Source organism: Acinetobacter sp. 129952 (assembly GCF_056642055.1).
The window spans coordinates 328722-344086 of sequence record NZ_JBWVSU010000002.1; the positions used below are offsets into that span (position 1 = coordinate 328722).

The window sequence follows — 15365 nt, forward strand, 5'->3', positions numbered from 1 at the left end:
TGATTGAGAGCAAAGAAAGGCGGATTATTTTGATGTAATAATTTTTTTACTGATCTTATGCGATCAAGCCACTTTAACCCTCTGTAATTAAAGTGGCTCTATGATCACAGACTATTTATGATTTTTATTGTTTTCAGATTTGTCCTTTTGATCCTTGATATTTTTATCCTGATCTTGTTTCGATTCGTCCTTTTTGGACTGAGAGTCGCTTTCTGAATCTGCATCTTTGGCATCTTGCTGCTGATCAGAATCACTTTCCTTCGATTGATTATCTTTCATTTTATTCATCGTATCAGTTGCCATCTGTTTCAGCTCAGCGAACTTAACCGAGGCTTCGCTGAATAAGTCTGTGATTTTCTGTCTGGTATCTTCAAACTTATGCATGGCTTCATCTTTTAAATTTGCCATACCTGCCTGCTGATCGTTCTGACCATCTTTAGCATGCTGTTTATCTGACTTGTTAGATGATTTATCTTGAGAGGCATGATCCGCTTTAGCCTTTTTCGCATCATCTGAACTTTGCTCAGTATTTTGCTGGTGGTCAGATTTTCCTTGTTTCAGCTCATTCAGAAGCTTTTCACCTTTTTGCAATAGGTCTTCACCTATCGCTATCGCTTTGGCTTTTAAGTCATCCATCTTAAAGCTTTCAGTTTTTTTATCAGACTGGTTCTCTTGAGAACTGTCTTTTTGTGCTGATTGCTCAGCATTTGTATCTTTACCGTTGTGCTGGGTATCAGATTTCTGATCAGCATGGGTCTGGGCACTTTGCCCGTTCTTATGTTCCTGATTGTGCTGTTTATCTATCTCATTTTGCTTTTGCTCTTTTGCAAGCTGATCATTCAATTCGCGTGCATGTTGTTCTTTATCTTGATTTTGCTTCGACGTATTATTTTGGTTCTGCTGAGTCATGAGGTACCCTCCTTAGGCATATCATATAAACAATCAGCCATTTTTTAGCACAAAGCATCACGCGAATCGGGCGAAGTAAGCAAACTGCAACAAAGCCTGTACATGTTGTTGCTATTGTTTGCAGAATGTAGCATGAGCTGAGTTAAATCCGTATTGCAAGGTTATATGCTAAGGACGATGCAGGTTTTTGTATTCGGTTTTCCAAGTCCGTCTATTCATTGGGTTTCAGCAAAGCATTTCTTTGTAATCCCCTCGGCATCATGTAAAATTATGGCCCATTGCATAATGAATACGAATGAGAGAGTGAATCCGTGCGTAAAATTTTAGTCACCAATGCCCTTCCTTACGCCAATGGCCCGATTCATATGGGTCACTTACTTGGCTATATCCAAGCAGATATTTGGGTACGTGCCATGCGTGCGATGGGTCATGATGTGACTTATGTCTGTGCGGATGATGCTCACGGAACCGCGATCATGCTACGTGCCGAAGCGAATGGCATTTCACCTGAAGCGCAAATTGCCAATGTGCAAAAAGAACACATTCGTGACTTTGACGGTTTCGGTGTGCATTTCGATCATTATGATTCTACACATAGCGATACCAACCGTGCCCGTGCGTCAGAAATCTATGTGAAAAACCGTGATGCGGGCAATATTGCAGTTCGTCCGGTGACCCAGCTTTTTGATCCTGAAAAAGGCATGTTCCTGTCAGACCGTTTCATTAAAGGCACCTGTCCGAAATGTAAGGCAGAAGATCAGTACGGCGACTCATGTGAAGTCTGCGGTGCAACTTATAATGCGACAGAGTTGTTGAATCCGCATTCCACTTTAAGTGGCGCAACTCCAGTCGAAAAATCATCTGATCATTACTTCTTTAAATTGCCAAATTTTGGTGAATACCTGCAAAAATGGACTCGTGATGAAGGTCGCTTGCCGGTATCGATTGCCAACAAGCTGGACGAATGGTTTGAAAATGGCTTGAATGACTGGGACATCTCACGTGATGCGCCATACTTCGGTTTTGAAATTCCAGATGCGCCAAACAAATATTTCTATGTTTGGGTGGATGCGCCGATTGGTTATATGTCGAGCTTTGAAAACTACATCAAAACCAAACGCCCTGAATTGAATTTTGATGACTACTGGAAAAAAGATTCTGAAAATGAAGTCTATCACTTCATTGGCAAAGACATCGTATATTTCCACGCCCTGTTCTGGCCGGCAATGCTGGAAGGTGCAAACTACCGTACGCCATCAGGTTTATTCGTGAATGGTTTCTTGACGGTAAATGGCCAAAAGATGTCAAAATCTCGCGGCACCTTTATTAAAGCGGAAACCTATTTAGAGCATTTAAATCCTGAATATCTGCGTTATTACTTTGCGTCTAAACTTTCTGACAAAGTTGAAGATTCTGACCTGAACCTTGATGATTTCGTTCAGAAAGTAAATTCAGATTTGGTCGGTAAAGTCGTGAATATTGCCAGCCGTTGTGCGAAATTCATCAACACTAAATTTGATAACAAGTTAAGTGCAACATGTGCTGAACCTGAATTGGTACAAAGCTTTATTGATGCAGGTAGTTCAATTGCTCAGGCTTATGAAGCACGTGAATTCTCTGCGGCAATTCGTGAAATCATGGCACTGGCAGACAAAGCCAACCAGTACATCGACGAGAAAAAGCCTTGGGCACTTGCTAAGCAAGAAGGTCAGGAACAACAGGTTCATGATGTATGTTCTGTGGGGATCAACCTGTTCCGTCAATTGGCAGTTTACTTGGCTCCTGTATTGCCGACACTAGCTCAACAGGTTCAAGATTTCTTGCAACTTGAAAGCTTCGATTTTGCTTCTCGCAAAACCATTCTAGTGGGTCATGAAATTGCATTGTTCCAACCCTTAATGCAACGTGTAGATCCAAAAGCGGTTGCTGCCATGGTGGATGCATCTAAAGATTCTTTAGCTGCTCCTGCTGCTGAACCAGCAAAAGCTGAGAAGAAAAAAGAGAAGAAGATTGAAAAGAAAGCTGAACCTAAAGTCGGTGAAGCTGAAATCATTAATATTGATGATTTTATGAAAGTTGACCTGCGTGTGGCTGAAGTTTTGGAAGCGGCTACGGTTGAAGGTTCTGACAAACTGCTTCAACTCACTTTAAACGTTGGTGAAGCTGAGCCACGTAATGTGTTCAGTGGTATTCGTGAGTTTTACCAACCTGAAGACTTAAAAGGTAAACTGGTGGTGATGGTGGCAAACCTTGCGCCACGTAAAATGCGTTTTGGTATTTCAAACGGAATGGTTTTAGCTGCGGGTAATGGCGACGGTGTTTGGGTAATTTCACCTGAATCTGGTGCTAAACCGGGTGATAAAGTGTCTTAAGATTTCCATTTTAAGCAAAGAAAGCCTCTACTGATGTAGGGGCTTTTTTATTTTACCTCTCCCTAGCCCTCTCCTTGAAGGAGAGGGAAATTCATTGTGAGGTTTAGGATTGCATTCAATCAGATGACGTAAGACATGGATGTCGCCCGTTCGTTAGGGGCACATGGACGTGCCCTCTAACGAACAAAGGGGTTTTGTTACTTTTGCCCCGACAAAAGTAAGGAATATTATTAATTAATGCTTAAATTAAAATTTTTTAAAATTATTACTTTTTCCTCATCAGATTTTCCTTTAAGAGAAAGACCTGCTTCATATATAGACATAAAATTAGTATCTATATGATTAATATCAGGAAGGTATTCATAGTTTAAAATCATCTCACACTCAGCTTTATACATTTTTTCATCAAACCAATTAAGATTTAAATTAAGCCAGTTTGTAAGTTCTAAGAAATTATCTGCTTTATTATCTCCAGCCTTTTCAAGCATATAGTTTTCAAGCGCTATAGGATAATTATTATTTTTAGCTGCAAAAATAGCGTCATAGATCATAAAAATAAGGATATTGCCTGAAAACTGAATTGGGTAATCTAAGAAATCATTTCTTAAATTATATTTAATCCTTATCTTCTTAGAATGTGCATAATATTTATGTTCTAAAAATCTTATTCGCCTACTAAATGATTCTAGAATCAGTCCCTGTATAGCATTCGTTGAATTTAAAACTAATTCTTCGAAGGTATACAAAACGATATTTGTATTTTTTGCTGCTTCAAGTGCCCCTGACTGAAAACCAACTTCAGAAATAATAAATCCCTTATCAGCTCCTATATCGTCCACTATTGTTCTTAAAGCTAATACCTTTTCTTTAGGGACTTTAGTTTTCCAATATTTTGCCTCTATAACCCATTTAATATTTGTACATAAATATTGTGAGGTGACAAAGACATCTAAATCATGATCCGTCCTTATACCTTTGATAGGTTGATTTGTTTCAGCTTTCACACCTAAACTTCTAAAATGTAGTGCAATTTTTTCCTGAAAATTAAACCATTCTTTTGTCATAACCTTATTATTCATATCAACTTTCAGTTATTTGTACATGATATCAATTGGAATATTAACCCTACACAAAAAATTATTCTCGTGATAGAAATATTCCATCCCGTTAAAACTTATAAAAAAACCTTTGAAAACTTTAAAACCCCTCCTCCTAGCCCTTGGCATAATAACCCTCACCACCCAAGCTGCTGAAACCACTATTCAAGCCCTAAAATAAGTCGCTGGCTAATCCCCTCATAAAATCCAAATATAAAAAAGCCTCTATTTCTAGAGGCTTTTTTATTGCTGGGTCACTTAGCCTTGCAACACAAATTCCCAAATCACATAACCCAGTCCAAAACCAAGTAGTGAATATAAGGTAATAATGAAAAATACAAAGCTGGCATTGTTTTTTCTTTTCCAAAAACTCATCGCGACACCCAAAGCTTGTTCGTAATACCCCATGTTAACGAGCTTTTCATAAAAAGTGAAATGTATCTAAGCATTTTATTTATAATAATATTTTCATTAAAAATAAATTCTTTACTTTCAAAAAATCAATATACAGATTCAAACTGATTTTTTAGTACAGATGCCAAATCAGCACTTCCATTTTAAAAAATGGTAAATATATTCATATTCTTTTTTGCTGGCATCCGTGCTAATACATAGAATTGACTTTAATTACATAAGAATAGCTATGAAATACTTCACTTCTACTCTCGTCATGTCATTGCTTGCTTTAGGTTCAATGGCGGGTATCTCTCAAACACATGCACAATCCGTTTCTAGCACCCAACAACAAAAACAGGTTCCCGGTTATTATCAACATAACTTCGGGGATTACCAAATTACTGCCCTGCTAGATGGCACCAATTATCTGTCCAAAGCCTTATTTAAAGATATTCCAGCAGCTCAAGCCGACCAGATATTGAAAAAATACTACGTCGATCAAGCTAAAGGCATCCAAACCTCCGTGAATGCCTTTCTGGTCAATACAGCCAAGGAAATGGTTCTGGTCGATAGCGGGACTTCAAGCTGTAATGGTCCACACCTAGGTTCAGTGTATTCCAATTTAAAGGCTTCAGGGCATAAACCTGAACAGATCAATGCCATCCTGCTCACGCATTTACATCCAGACCATGTATGCGGTATAAGTAATAATAGTGTTGCCAATTTTCCCAATGCCAACATTTATGTGTCTCAAGCTGAACTGGATTTCTGGATAAATCCCACAACGGTAGAAAAATTACCAAAAGCCAAGCAGGCAGGTTTTTTGGGCACAGTCGATAAAATCAAGAAAGCCATTGCACCCTATCAGGCCAAGAATCAGCTCAAAACCTTTAAAACTGGCGATCAAATCCATGCTTTCGATGTTATCAGTTCGGCTGGACATACACCGGGGCATTTTGGTTTTAGCTTAAAATCTAAAGGTCAGCAGATGGTGTTTATTGGAGATATTGTGCACTCACATACGCTGCAGTTTGATCGCCCACAGACCGGCGTTGACTTTGATGTCGATCCGAAAAAGGCGATCGAAACCCGCTTAAAATATTTTGCTGAATATGCGAAAAATGGTCAGACGGTAGCAGCACCACATTTGCCATTTCCGGGGATTGGACATATTTATTCTAAAGACAATAAAAGCTATCAGTGGATTCCGGTACATTTTAAAGATTAATTGAATACTTCAATAATTTTATCTAAGCATGAAACCCTAATTTTTTAGGGTTTCATTTATTTTAAATATCCTTCAGCGAGATTCCCTATGACTTGGTAAATTTAAAACTTGAATGACGCTTTGAAATTTAAAAGCAATAGTTTCGTTTATTTTTAAATTTTTTCTTAAAAATTTTACTTTTTACGTGCACCTTTAGCATGCTTTTTTAGCACCGTTTTTCTTACGATAAATATAAACACCTAAAAATATAATATAAATCTGAATTTTATGAACTCTCGCCATGTCTTAGTTTGGTGCAAAAAAATAGTAACGTGCTTTATATCGAGTCTTATCAATTTCAAGAAATTCTTCATCAAAATTTCCCTTGCTTAGCCCTCTTCTACAATCAATTTGCCTCTATATACTGATTTTCTTTTGTGATCCCGCGCACTAAATTGGAACGCACCATGCAAAATATAGACTTATTATTTCTTCTTCTCGGTGCAGTTCTAGTGCTTGCCATGCATGCTGGATTTGCTTTTTTAGAGCTTGGAACAGTTCGACATAAAAACCAGGTCAATGCCCTAAGTAAAATTCTAACCGACTTTGCCATCTCCGCCATCGCCTATTTTTTAGTGGGCTACTATATTGCCTACGGTCAGCACTTTTTCCATGATGCTGCAACCTTGTCTGCCGATCATGGCTACAATCTGATGCGCTGTTTTTTCCTGTTGACTTTTGCTGCAGCAATTCCAGCGATTATCTCTGGAGGGATTGCAGAGCGTGCCAAAATGCGTTCACAGGCTTTAGCGACATTATTTCTGGTTGCGCTGATCTATCCGTTTTTTGAGGGTATGATCTGGAATGGCAACCTTGGTTTTCAGGATTGGCTGACCCATGCATTTGGTGCAAGTTTTCATGATTTTGCCGGCTCAGTTGTCGTTCATGCAATGGGCGGCTGGATGGCACTTGCCGCAATAATCCTACTTGGTGCGCGTCATGGCCGTTACAAAAATGATGGCCGGATCACCGCGCATCCTCCTTCATCAATTCCTTTTTTGGCTTTGGGTTCATGGATTCTGATTGTGGGATGGTTCGGCTTCAATGTCATGAGCGCGCAGCGGCTGGATGCCATTTCTGGACTGGTCGCTATTAACTCTTTGATGGCCATGGTCGGTGGAACAATAGCAGCCAAAGTTGCGGGGAAAGATGACCCCGGCTTCCTGCATAATGGTCCCTTAGCAGGTCTGGTGGCGATTTGTGCAGGATCAGACGTCGTTCATCCCTTGGGTGCTTTTTTTATCGGGATCAGCGCCGGCATTATTTTTGTGAAACTCTTTACCTATACCCAAAATAAACTCAAAGTAGATGATGTATTGGGGGTTTGGCCTTTGCATGGCGTTTGTGGTGCTTTTGGCGGATTAGCTGTGGGTATCTTCGGTCAGCAATGGCTTGGAGGAATGGGAGGAGTGTCTTTAATTTCACAACTCATAGGTACAGTGCTGGCGATTGTCATTGCTTTGGCGGGTGGTTTTTTGGTGTATGGCCTGCTTAAGGTTTTGATGGGTATTCGCCTGACTGAGGAAGAAGAGTTCAATGGTGCAGACTTGTCGATTCATCGTATTTCTGCTAATTCGGAAGAAAATACTTTTTAATAGATATAAAAAAAGCCTCTACGACTAGGGGCTTTTTTTATTTATAAGCAGAGCATCTAGATGAAGTAATTACTTCATACCAAAAATTAATTTTAAGCCAAGTACCGTCATAACTGCCCCTGCTGCGCGGTCAAACAAAGCCTTAAACTTCAAATAAACACGACGTGGCTTTTCCGCAGATAATGCAACTGCGACTAGTGAACACCAGCCTGCATCAATAAAGAAACATAAGACAGGCAAAACAAAATAAAAATACGTTGGAATTTCTTTGGGCAATAACGCGGTAAAAATACTGGCCAGCACAATCGCAATTTTGGGATTGGACAACTGTGTGATTAAACCAGTGGTAAAAGCACGGCGTAAAGACATCTGTTTGCTAATGGTTGTATCCGCTTCGATCGGATCTTTGGCATGTTTAATGATTTTAAACGCCAGCCAAAGTAAATATAAACCACCACAAATTTTTAAGGCCAGGTACGCTGAGGGTACAGCCAGTAAAAATGCCTGCAAACCGAGAACCGCCAGCAGACCAAAAATCGCTGCACCGAGACCAGTACCCAATGCAGTAAATAAACCATGTTTACGTGAAATGGCAATTGAATTTTTTGCCACATAAATAGAAGTTGGCCCGGGACTCATTGCGCCTAACATCAGGGCAAAAGCAATCGAACCTAAAATCCAGAATGATTCCACGAGATAACCTGACTTAAAAATTGAAGGGCTATTTTAAGCAAAAACCTGACAATTTGCTGTAAAAATTTCTGGATTTGTCATGAATTTCAACTATACCAATTACTTAAGGTTTCAACTGATCCTGAGCACTCAAATGCTTGTCTAGCAGTTGATAATCCTGCTCATATACAGGTACGCCACCAATAATCATGGTACGGGTTTCTGTTTTAGGTTTATTCAACGCATCATCACAGCCCGACAGGCTGAGCAGTATGCCGACCAACACAGCATAGGATAATATTTTCATTATTCTACCCTCCTCAGGGTTTCCTCTGTTTAGATTAGCATTATTGCTTAAATAGTCAGCAGAATATTTGTGACAATCTACAACCAATTCGACAGCGATCAGCTCGCTATTGCCTATTCAAAAGCTCTGATTTTTAGCACTTCCGCTATAATGCCTCCTTCATAAACTTTGCGAACTTTTATGTTTGAAACCATTGCCCAAAATATTCCAGATCAACAGATTAGTTTTCACGATATTACTTTAATAATACGTCGTCTGGATCTGGTGCATCCACAAATCTCGGGCAACAAGTTTTTTAAACTGAAATATAATTTTCTTGAAGCCAAAAGACAGGGTTATCAGCATATTCTGAGTTTTGGAGGTGCTTATTCCAATCATATTGCTGCTACTGCATTTGCCGCACAGCAGTTTGGTTTTCAGAGTGTTGGAGTGATTCGGGGTGAAGAACTGGCTGATCGACCATTGAATCCAACATTAGCCACCGCCCAAGAATTCGGGATGCAGTTGCATTTCGTCAGTCGTGATGAATATCGGCGCAAGCAACAGCCTGAGTATTTGGCCGAACTCGCTCGACAATTTCCTGAACATTATGTGATTCCTGAAGGTGGAACCAATGCTTTGGCGATTCAAGGGTGTCAGGAAATATTAAAAGATAGCGATGCGCAATTTGATGTGATTTGTTGTGCAGTAGGCACCGGTGGCACCATCAGCGGATTGATCGAAGCCAGTTACGCGCATCAACAGATCTTAGGATTTTCCGCACTGAAAGGTTCATTTTTAAAAGATGAAGTCGCCCAACTAATGAATAAAACCAACTGGAACATTCTCGATGATTATTGCTGTGGTGGCTATGCCAAAACTAGTGCAGCCTTGGTACAGTTTATCCGGGATTTTGAAGCCGAATTTTCAATTCCACTGGAGCAGATCTACACGGCTAAAATGCTGATGGGGATTTTTGATCTGATCGAGAAAAATTATTTTCCGGCTGGGGCAAAACTGTTGGTGATTCATACTGGTGGTCTGCAAGGCCGTAATATTCCCTTTGGTTTTACAGCAATTTAAGCTTGAATCGGTTGATTGTTATTTAAGGCAATTAACCCTTTGACCAAGCGGTAGATATGCCAGATAAAGACCAGAAATACAATCAGGAAACCAATCAAGATCACAGTCAATAAGCCACCGACGATATAGCCCAGCAAACTGATCCAGAAGGTTTTAATTTGCCAGTCGACATGACTTTCCAGCCAGGTACCGCGCATTTCATCACGCTTGATATAATTCATCACAATCGCAATAAATGGGGTCAGACCAAGAAAAAATCCTAAAATATAAAGAATATATGTAATCAGATTATATTGTTTTAAATCCTCCGCGCTTGCCATTCGCTTTTCCTTGTTATTATGTTTTTAGTTTGTACAAAAACTATGCATGAGTTTTAGATAGCTTTCAAATATTTTATGTTTAAAATACGCTGTAAATTTGCAATCACGGAACTGATTTTTCTGGAATAGAGAAAGCTGAAATAAAATTGTCTATAATGCTTCACTTTTCTTCTCCCTTGAGTGTGTGATGTCTTCCAAGCAATACGATGTTCTAGTCATAGGTGCCGGTGCGTCAGGTTTAATGACGGCGTATATGGCTGCGCAACGTGGGCGTAAAGTCGTGGTGGTGGAAAAAGCCAATAAGGTTGGCAAAAAAATCCTGATGTCTGGCGGTGGTAAATGTAATTTCACCAATCTGGAAGTCGAATCGAGCAATTATATTTCACACAATCCACATTTTGTGATTTCAGCTTTAACGCGTTATACCAACTGGGACTTTATCGGCCTGGTATGTGAATATGGCATTGCCTATGAAGAGCGCAAACATGGGCAGCTATTTACCTTAAATGGTGCAAAAGATATCTTGTCGATGCTGCTGGCAGAATGTGACAAAACTCGGCTGGTTGATATTAAAACCAGCTGCGAAGTGAAAGCAGTGAATCCAGTCGATGATCAAGGCTTTCAGGTGGCAACCTCACTGGGATATTTTGAAGTTGAATCTGTAGTCGTGGCATCCGGTGGTTTATCGATTCCTACGCTTGGCGGTTCAGGCATTGGCTATGAGATTGCAAAACAGTTTGGACATCACGTCTATCCAACCCGTGCCGGACTGGTTCCATTTACCTTCTCTGACGGATTTAAAGAAGTCACCACGCGCTTAAGCGGCAATGCCGTAGAAGCAACACTCTCGAATGAGCTTAATAGCTTTACCGAAGCGCTACTATTTACCCATCGCGGTTTAAGTGGGCCAAGTTCCCTGCAACTTTCCAACTACTGGAATGTCGGGCAGAGCTTTAAGGTAGATTTTCTTCCAAGTGTTGATCTGTTGGATTTCTTCAAATCCAAAAAACAAAGCCAGCCCAAAGTCTTGTTACGTACACTACTAAATGAATATTTACCGAAAAGTGTGGTGGCTGAATTACAAAGTATAATCTGGACTGAAAGCGCTGAAACTGCCATTGGCAATATCAGTGATGACAAGCTGGAACAGATTGCGGCACGTCTGCATGGCTTTGAAGTGAAACCTTCAGGAACTGAAGGCTACCGCACAGCGGAGGTGACTTTGGGTGGTGTAGACACCACGGAAGTATCCTCAAAAACCATGGAAAGTAAAAAGCAGAAAGGCTTGTATTTTATTGGTGAAGTGCTGGATGTTACCGGACATTTGGGCGGTTATAATTTCCAATGGGCATGGTCATCGGCACATGCCGCATCGGAATATGTTTAATCAATAGATGATCTGGATTGATACTTTATTCATTCCAGATAATCTGTTTTAAACAGGTTGAGATTGGCCGTATTTTTTAAACGGTCAATCGTCAGCTGCATTTGCTGCGCTTCTCGCAGACATAGCGGCACTTCATTTGCTGAAAATGCCATGAATTTATGTTGCAGTGCTTTCCACATATTGTTGATCTCCTTTTCTTTATATTTTTAATGCAAGAAAAATACCAAAATCATTTTAGTATTCACTTGAATATTCTATATTTTTTAAAAAATAAATTCTATTCCTAGCGACTGAGCAGGATTGACTTCTCAGTTAAATTCGTCTGCCTCTGGTATTTTCTTATCCAGCTCCCGCTCAGACTGCTCGTCCTGCTTGCTCTTTACAAAAATAAATCGATAGGCAGCGGTAAAAAAGCCAATCGTAATTCCTGCAATGACTAAAGGCGCCAGAACTTTGTTAGGTTTCTTGGTATTCATTCATTTTTCCTTATGACTGAACAAAATCGACCACATGAGCGTGGTCGATTTTGCTTAAAAATAAAAGGTTATTTCAGGTCATCTTTTTTCTGAGTTGAACGGTCAATATCGACATCTGGCTCTTTTTCTCCGGTTGAACCAAATGGATTATTGGCTGGTGGATGAGTCGGATCGACTTTTACTGAATCTGGTACGGCCTGATCCGCATCCGGATTGACAGGATCAATACCTAATGACTCATCATCCTGTGGTGCAGTGGTAAGGATTGCCGGGGTAGTATGGGATAAATCCGTACTCATAGGCGTACTCTTGTCTGAATCCTGATTTGGCACGATGCCTGCTCCTGGAGTTGTGATTGAGGAATCGCTAGTACCCGTAGCAGTTTGCGAACCACCAGAGGACTGGCTCATTGAGCTATCTGTAGAACTCATACCCATCGCCGCACCTGTAGTACCTGACATGTCGGCTGCACTTGTACCTGTGGTCTTGCTACCTAATCCAGAAAATATGCTGTTCTCAGCTTTTTCTTTGACTGGATTGGGTTCTTTAGCTTCTCGTTTGGCTTTATCAATCAAATCTGTGAGTACACGCTCCGCAGGTTGACGACCACCCAAACCAAATGCCAAGGCAAATGCCACTGCTACAGCACCCAAAGTTAGACCAAATGCCAAGTTAACAATTGAATCGGCAATACCCATGGCACGCAGACCCATTGCCACAACGAGTCCCATGATCAGAACACGAACCAGATTGGCTAACCAGCGTGAGCTGTTATATTCACCACGTTGTACGATATTCGCAACAATATTTGCCAGCCAGAAACCGATTACCAGAATCACCGCACCGAGCAGGATATTGGCACCGAAGTAGATGAACATTGCAATAAGACCACTGATCTGTTCAAAGCCCAGACGGTTCGCTGCTTCAGATACCGCAAATAGCATGGTGAATAAAACGATCAGGAAACCGACTACACTGGAAAGTTTAGTCGTGCCTAAAAAACGCTGGATATCCAGTTTGGCAGGAATTTCATCAACACCTGTACCGGCAACTACTTCAACTACCAGACGTGCTACCAGTTTAGAGACCACATACGCCAGAATCAGAATCAACGCAGCAGCGATAATATTCGGAATGGCATTCATGATTTCATATAGCATGGCTGTAGCAGGCTGAGAAATGGCCTCGATACCCAATGCTTCAAATGCAATGATCAGTGCCGTAATGATCACCACGGCGAAGATAAATGAACCAATCACCTGAGAAACATTCGAGTTTTTGAAGATGCCTACTTTTTCAGCATGTTGCTGTACGTTCAGACTGTTTAATAGTCCTTCAACAATACCGCGCACAATTTTCGCCAGGATATAACCGACAAAAATGATGACTGCAGCAATGAAGATGTTTGGTAAGTAACTAACAACATCGGTCAGCATATTTTGAACTGGTAACAACAGACCGTTGAGACCCAAAATAGACAGTACGATTGGCAAGAACAGCAATAAAATTAACCAGTAAGCAATTTCACTGATGTTTTTACTAATCGGACTGACACCGACTTCAGCACTGAGTTTTTCATCGAGTTGCGTTCGGTCCAGTAGCTTTTGTAACCCTATCTTGACCAGATTGGCCACAATCCAACCTATGAATCCGACTGCAATTGCACCTAGTAACTGCGGGATAAATAACAGGAATTGCTGGATCATATTACTGAATGGACCGCTGACACTGGTAAGATTAAGTACATTCAGCGCACCAATCACGGCAATAATCAGAATAATCCAGAACACGACGCGGGCGATAATGCTCTCCACATTGGAGTGATGACCTGTCGCCGTATTTAAATGTGTATTGGTACCCAGTTTCTGCAAGAGCTTTTTAACGCCTGCCGAGACCAGTAACGCAATGATCCAGCCAATTACTAATATGGCAATTGCACTAAGAATGGGATGGAACTGATCCCAATAGTACATGGCATCGAAGCCACCACGCGGGCTTCTCATATAATCATTCATGTTGTTCTACCCTCTTTGTTATTAAGCTATTTATCTGAAATCGGGGGCATCTCCCTGAAACAATCAGCCCCTTCTTTTTCCGGATTCATATTAGATTTGATGTTTTCAGACTCAAGCCAGGTAGATGGCACTACCTTAAAACATCACCATCCATTGCAAAAAAGCCCCAGTGGTTCACTAGAGCTTTTCAGGTATTTTCAGTTATTGAGTCGCCTGTCCATCAGTCGCAGTTGCTGTTGCTTCTGTGCCATCACCCACGGTTGCTGTAGCTTCCGTTCCATCATTCATGGTGGCGGTGCCTTGTGTAGGCTCACCGACTGGAGTTGAATTATTTGGGGTAGCAGGCTGTACATTCGGATTTGGATGTCCTGGAGGAGCATCATTCGCATCTGGATTCATGTCAGCAAACATATAGAACAGTAGTGCGAGTAAAAAAATACCGACCAAAATCAAGATATAAACAGGGATACGCTTTTTCTGCGTCACGTCTGCCTGATGATTTAAAGGTGGTTTTTTATTGAAATCATCGACCATAACCATCCTCACTCTTTGTTATTCATAAGTAGATTTTTAGAATAACAAGCTGTGAATAGGGCTTCTGTGACAAAACATGGTGAGATGGTGACGGGATGTAAGTCACTAATCCATCAGAATTCTCTGCTAGATGCTACTTTAAAATAGCCGTTTGGCTGGGCTATGTTGCATATCGACTGGGGTTTCGTGTTCATCTTTCAACTGCACCCCTGAAAGCTGTAACTCACAGGATTTACGCATCAATGCGACCAGTCGCTGGATAGCTAGTGGATAGGCCAAGCCCGCAGAACGGACATTGGAAATACAGTTGCGCAAGGCATCATGACACCCTTTAAAAGCATTATAAGTGTAATAAATTCCCATACTATCGGGTGAGCTCAAACCCGGCCGTTCGCCAATTAGCATGACCAGCATTTTCGCCTGTAAAATTTCTGCCAATTCATCACCCAGTGCCACACGACTGCCACGGGCAATCACTAAGGGGGCAATCTGCCAGCCTTGTTCTTTGCATGCCTCTAGCAAGGCCGGAATAAAATGCAGGCTATTTTCCTCAATGGCACGTGCTGATAGTCCATCTCCCAGCACAATGGCTACATCCCAATGTTGCTGATGTTCGGCCCGGTATTGCTGCAATATCGTTTTGGACTGTTCTGAAAGCACACGCCCAAGATCGGGACGTTTAAGATAAAGATCTTTCTCTACCGCTTGGCTTTCAATTTCCAGAATGGGCAGTCCGGTTTTACTCAAATCTGATTTTAAGGCTTTGATATCAAGTGGCTTCAGTACCGCATCTTTGGCCTGGGCATGCGCCAGTTGAAATTCCAGACTTGGTCGAGTCGGCAAGCTGCCCCCAGTTCGACCTAAGGCAATCCGTGCATCAGTAAAGGCTTTTAACTTCTGCCAGGGATTATCCTGCAATTGAGACTCAAATTTCACATCAGCAATTAGTTTCATAG

Annotated in this window: 16 protein-coding genes; 5 read left to right on the forward strand and 11 right to left on the reverse strand. The window is 41.1% G+C overall.

What is annotated here, in order from left to right; genetic code table 11:
• Positions 1–111 precede the first annotated feature (111 nt).
• Positions 112–909 carry a hypothetical protein gene (locus tag AC1IR0_RS04015; protein WP_479741181.1) on the reverse strand — a complete coding sequence of 266 codons (798 nt, stop codon included), beginning with the start codon at positions 907–909 and terminating at the stop codon, positions 112–114.
• Positions 910–1220: 311 nt separating this feature from the next.
• On the opposite strand from AC1IR0_RS04015, the gene metG reads away from it, so the two are divergent.
• Entirely contained in the window at positions 1221–3281 is a 2061-nt protein-coding gene (gene metG / locus AC1IR0_RS04020; protein ID WP_479741182.1) for a methionine--tRNA ligase, read from the forward strand.
• 230 nt (positions 3282–3511) lie between these two features.
• Here the strand turns inward: metG and AC1IR0_RS04025 are convergent, their stop codons facing one another.
• Both AC1IR0_RS04025 and AC1IR0_RS04030 read right to left on the reverse strand, forming a co-directional pair.
• Complete coding sequence (locus AC1IR0_RS04025; RefSeq protein ID WP_409666327.1) at positions 3512–4360, reverse strand: restriction endonuclease; 849 nt, start codon at positions 4358–4360, stop codon at positions 3512–3514.
• Between the two features lie 276 nt (positions 4361–4636).
• Complete coding sequence (locus tag AC1IR0_RS04030; RefSeq protein WP_086044934.1) at positions 4637–4753, reverse strand: hypothetical protein; 117 nt, start codon at positions 4751–4753, stop codon at positions 4637–4639.
• Between the two features lie 268 nt (positions 4754–5021).
• On the opposite strand from AC1IR0_RS04030, the gene AC1IR0_RS04035 reads away from it, so the two are divergent.
• Both AC1IR0_RS04035 and AC1IR0_RS04040 read left to right on the forward strand, forming a co-directional pair.
• Positions 5022–6002 (forward strand): MBL fold metallo-hydrolase, encoded by a 981-nt coding sequence (locus AC1IR0_RS04035; protein WP_409666326.1) that lies wholly within the window; start codon positions 5022–5024, stop codon positions 6000–6002.
• Between the two features lie 446 nt (positions 6003–6448).
• Complete coding sequence (locus tag AC1IR0_RS04040) at positions 6449–7636, forward strand: ammonium transporter (RefSeq protein ID WP_005247869.1); 1188 nt, start codon at positions 6449–6451, stop codon at positions 7634–7636.
• Positions 7637–7705: 69 nt separating this feature from the next.
• On the opposite strand, the gene AC1IR0_RS04045 is transcribed toward AC1IR0_RS04040, so the two are convergent.
• Positions 7706–8329 carry a LysE family translocator gene (locus AC1IR0_RS04045; protein ID WP_004280739.1) on the reverse strand — a complete coding sequence of 208 codons (624 nt, stop codon included), beginning with the start codon at positions 8327–8329 and terminating at the stop codon, positions 7706–7708.
• 103 nt (positions 8330–8432) lie between these two features.
• Positions 8433–8615, reverse strand: a complete 183-nt coding sequence (locus AC1IR0_RS04050) for an NF038215 family lipoprotein (RefSeq protein WP_441297668.1) — start codon at positions 8613–8615, stop codon at positions 8433–8435.
• A 180-nt stretch (positions 8616–8795) separates the two neighbouring features.
• Between AC1IR0_RS04050 and AC1IR0_RS04055 the strand changes: the two genes are divergently transcribed.
• Positions 8796–9677, forward strand: a complete 882-nt coding sequence (locus AC1IR0_RS04055; protein WP_409666324.1) for a 1-aminocyclopropane-1-carboxylate deaminase/D-cysteine desulfhydrase — start codon at positions 8796–8798, stop codon at positions 9675–9677.
• Here the strand turns inward: AC1IR0_RS04055 and AC1IR0_RS04060 are convergent.
• Positions 9674–9997 (reverse strand): DUF4870 family protein, encoded by a 324-nt coding sequence (locus AC1IR0_RS04060; protein WP_005106226.1) that lies wholly within the window; start codon positions 9995–9997, stop codon positions 9674–9676. The genes AC1IR0_RS04055 and AC1IR0_RS04060 overlap by 4 nt on opposite strands.
• Positions 9998–10184: 187 nt before the next feature.
• Between AC1IR0_RS04060 and AC1IR0_RS04065 the strand changes: the two genes are divergently transcribed.
• A complete protein-coding gene (locus tag AC1IR0_RS04065) occupies positions 10185–11384 on the forward strand; it encodes a BaiN/RdsA family NAD(P)/FAD-dependent oxidoreductase (RefSeq protein WP_409666323.1) in 1200 nt (399 codons plus the stop codon).
• A 29-nt stretch (positions 11385–11413) separates the two neighbouring features.
• Here AC1IR0_RS04065 and AC1IR0_RS04070 read toward each other — a convergent pair whose 3' ends face one another.
• The 5 genes from AC1IR0_RS04070 to eutC all read right to left on the reverse strand — a co-directional run bounded on the left by AC1IR0_RS04070 (position 11414) and on the right by eutC (position 15363).
• A complete protein-coding gene (locus tag AC1IR0_RS04070) occupies positions 11414–11563 on the reverse strand; it encodes a hypothetical protein (RefSeq protein ID WP_409666322.1) in 150 nt (49 codons plus the stop codon).
• A 129-nt stretch (positions 11564–11692) separates the two neighbouring features.
• The gene (locus tag AC1IR0_RS04075; protein ID WP_005106221.1) at positions 11693–11860 is read right to left on the reverse strand and encodes a hypothetical protein; all 168 of its coding nucleotides are present in this window, start codon (positions 11858–11860) and stop codon (positions 11693–11695) included.
• Between the two features lie 68 nt (positions 11861–11928).
• Positions 11929–13875, reverse strand: coding sequence for a mechanosensitive ion channel (locus tag AC1IR0_RS04080; protein ID WP_005247875.1), 1947 nt, complete (start codon positions 13873–13875; stop codon positions 11929–11931).
• Between the two features lie 201 nt (positions 13876–14076).
• Positions 14077–14409 (reverse strand): hypothetical protein, encoded by a 333-nt coding sequence (locus tag AC1IR0_RS04085; RefSeq protein WP_479741183.1) that lies wholly within the window; start codon positions 14407–14409, stop codon positions 14077–14079.
• A 138-nt stretch (positions 14410–14547) separates the two neighbouring features.
• Positions 14548–15363, reverse strand: coding sequence for an ethanolamine ammonia-lyase subunit EutC (gene eutC / locus AC1IR0_RS04090; RefSeq protein WP_409666321.1), 816 nt, complete (start codon positions 15361–15363; stop codon positions 14548–14550).
• Positions 15364–15365 lie beyond the last annotated feature (2 nt).

Coding starts and splice junctions, on each gene's coding strand:
- AC1IR0_RS04015 (WP_479741181.1), bottom strand. CDS start 909: ATGACTCAGCAGAACCAAAATAATACGTCGAAGCAAAATCAAGATAAA.
- AC1IR0_RS04025 (WP_409666327.1), bottom strand. CDS start 4,360: ATGAATAATAAGGTTATGACAAAAGAATGGTTTAATTTTCAGGAAAAA.
- AC1IR0_RS04030 (WP_086044934.1), bottom strand. CDS start 4,753: ATGAGTTTTTGGAAAAGAAAAAACAATGCCAGCTTTGTATTTTTCATT.
- AC1IR0_RS04035 (WP_409666326.1), top strand. CDS start 5,022: ATGAAATACTTCACTTCTACTCTCGTCATGTCATTGCTTGCTTTAGGT.
- AC1IR0_RS04040 (WP_005247869.1), top strand. CDS start 6,449: ATGCAAAATATAGACTTATTATTTCTTCTTCTCGGTGCAGTTCTAGTG.
- AC1IR0_RS04050 (WP_441297668.1), bottom strand. CDS start 8,615: ATGAAAATATTATCCTATGCTGTGTTGGTCGGCATACTGCTCAGCCTG.
- AC1IR0_RS04055 (WP_409666324.1), top strand. CDS start 8,796: ATGTTTGAAACCATTGCCCAAAATATTCCAGATCAACAGATTAGTTTT.
- AC1IR0_RS04060 (WP_005106226.1), bottom strand. CDS start 9,997: ATGGCAAGCGCGGAGGATTTAAAACAATATAATCTGATTACATATATT.
- AC1IR0_RS04065 (WP_409666323.1), top strand. CDS start 10,185: ATGTCTTCCAAGCAATACGATGTTCTAGTCATAGGTGCCGGTGCGTCA.
- AC1IR0_RS04070 (WP_409666322.1), bottom strand. CDS start 11,563: ATGTGGAAAGCACTGCAACATAAATTCATGGCATTTTCAGCAAATGAA.
- AC1IR0_RS04075 (WP_005106221.1), bottom strand. CDS start 11,860: ATGAATACCAAGAAACCTAACAAAGTTCTGGCGCCTTTAGTCATTGCA.
- AC1IR0_RS04080 (WP_005247875.1), bottom strand. CDS start 13,875: ATGAATGATTATATGAGAAGCCCGCGTGGTGGCTTCGATGCCATGTAC.
- AC1IR0_RS04085 (WP_479741183.1), bottom strand. CDS start 14,409: ATGGTCGATGATTTCAATAAAAAACCACCTTTAAATCATCAGGCAGAC.
- eutC (WP_409666321.1), bottom strand. CDS start 15,363: ATGAAACTAATTGCTGATGTGAAATTTGAGTCTCAATTGCAGGATAAT.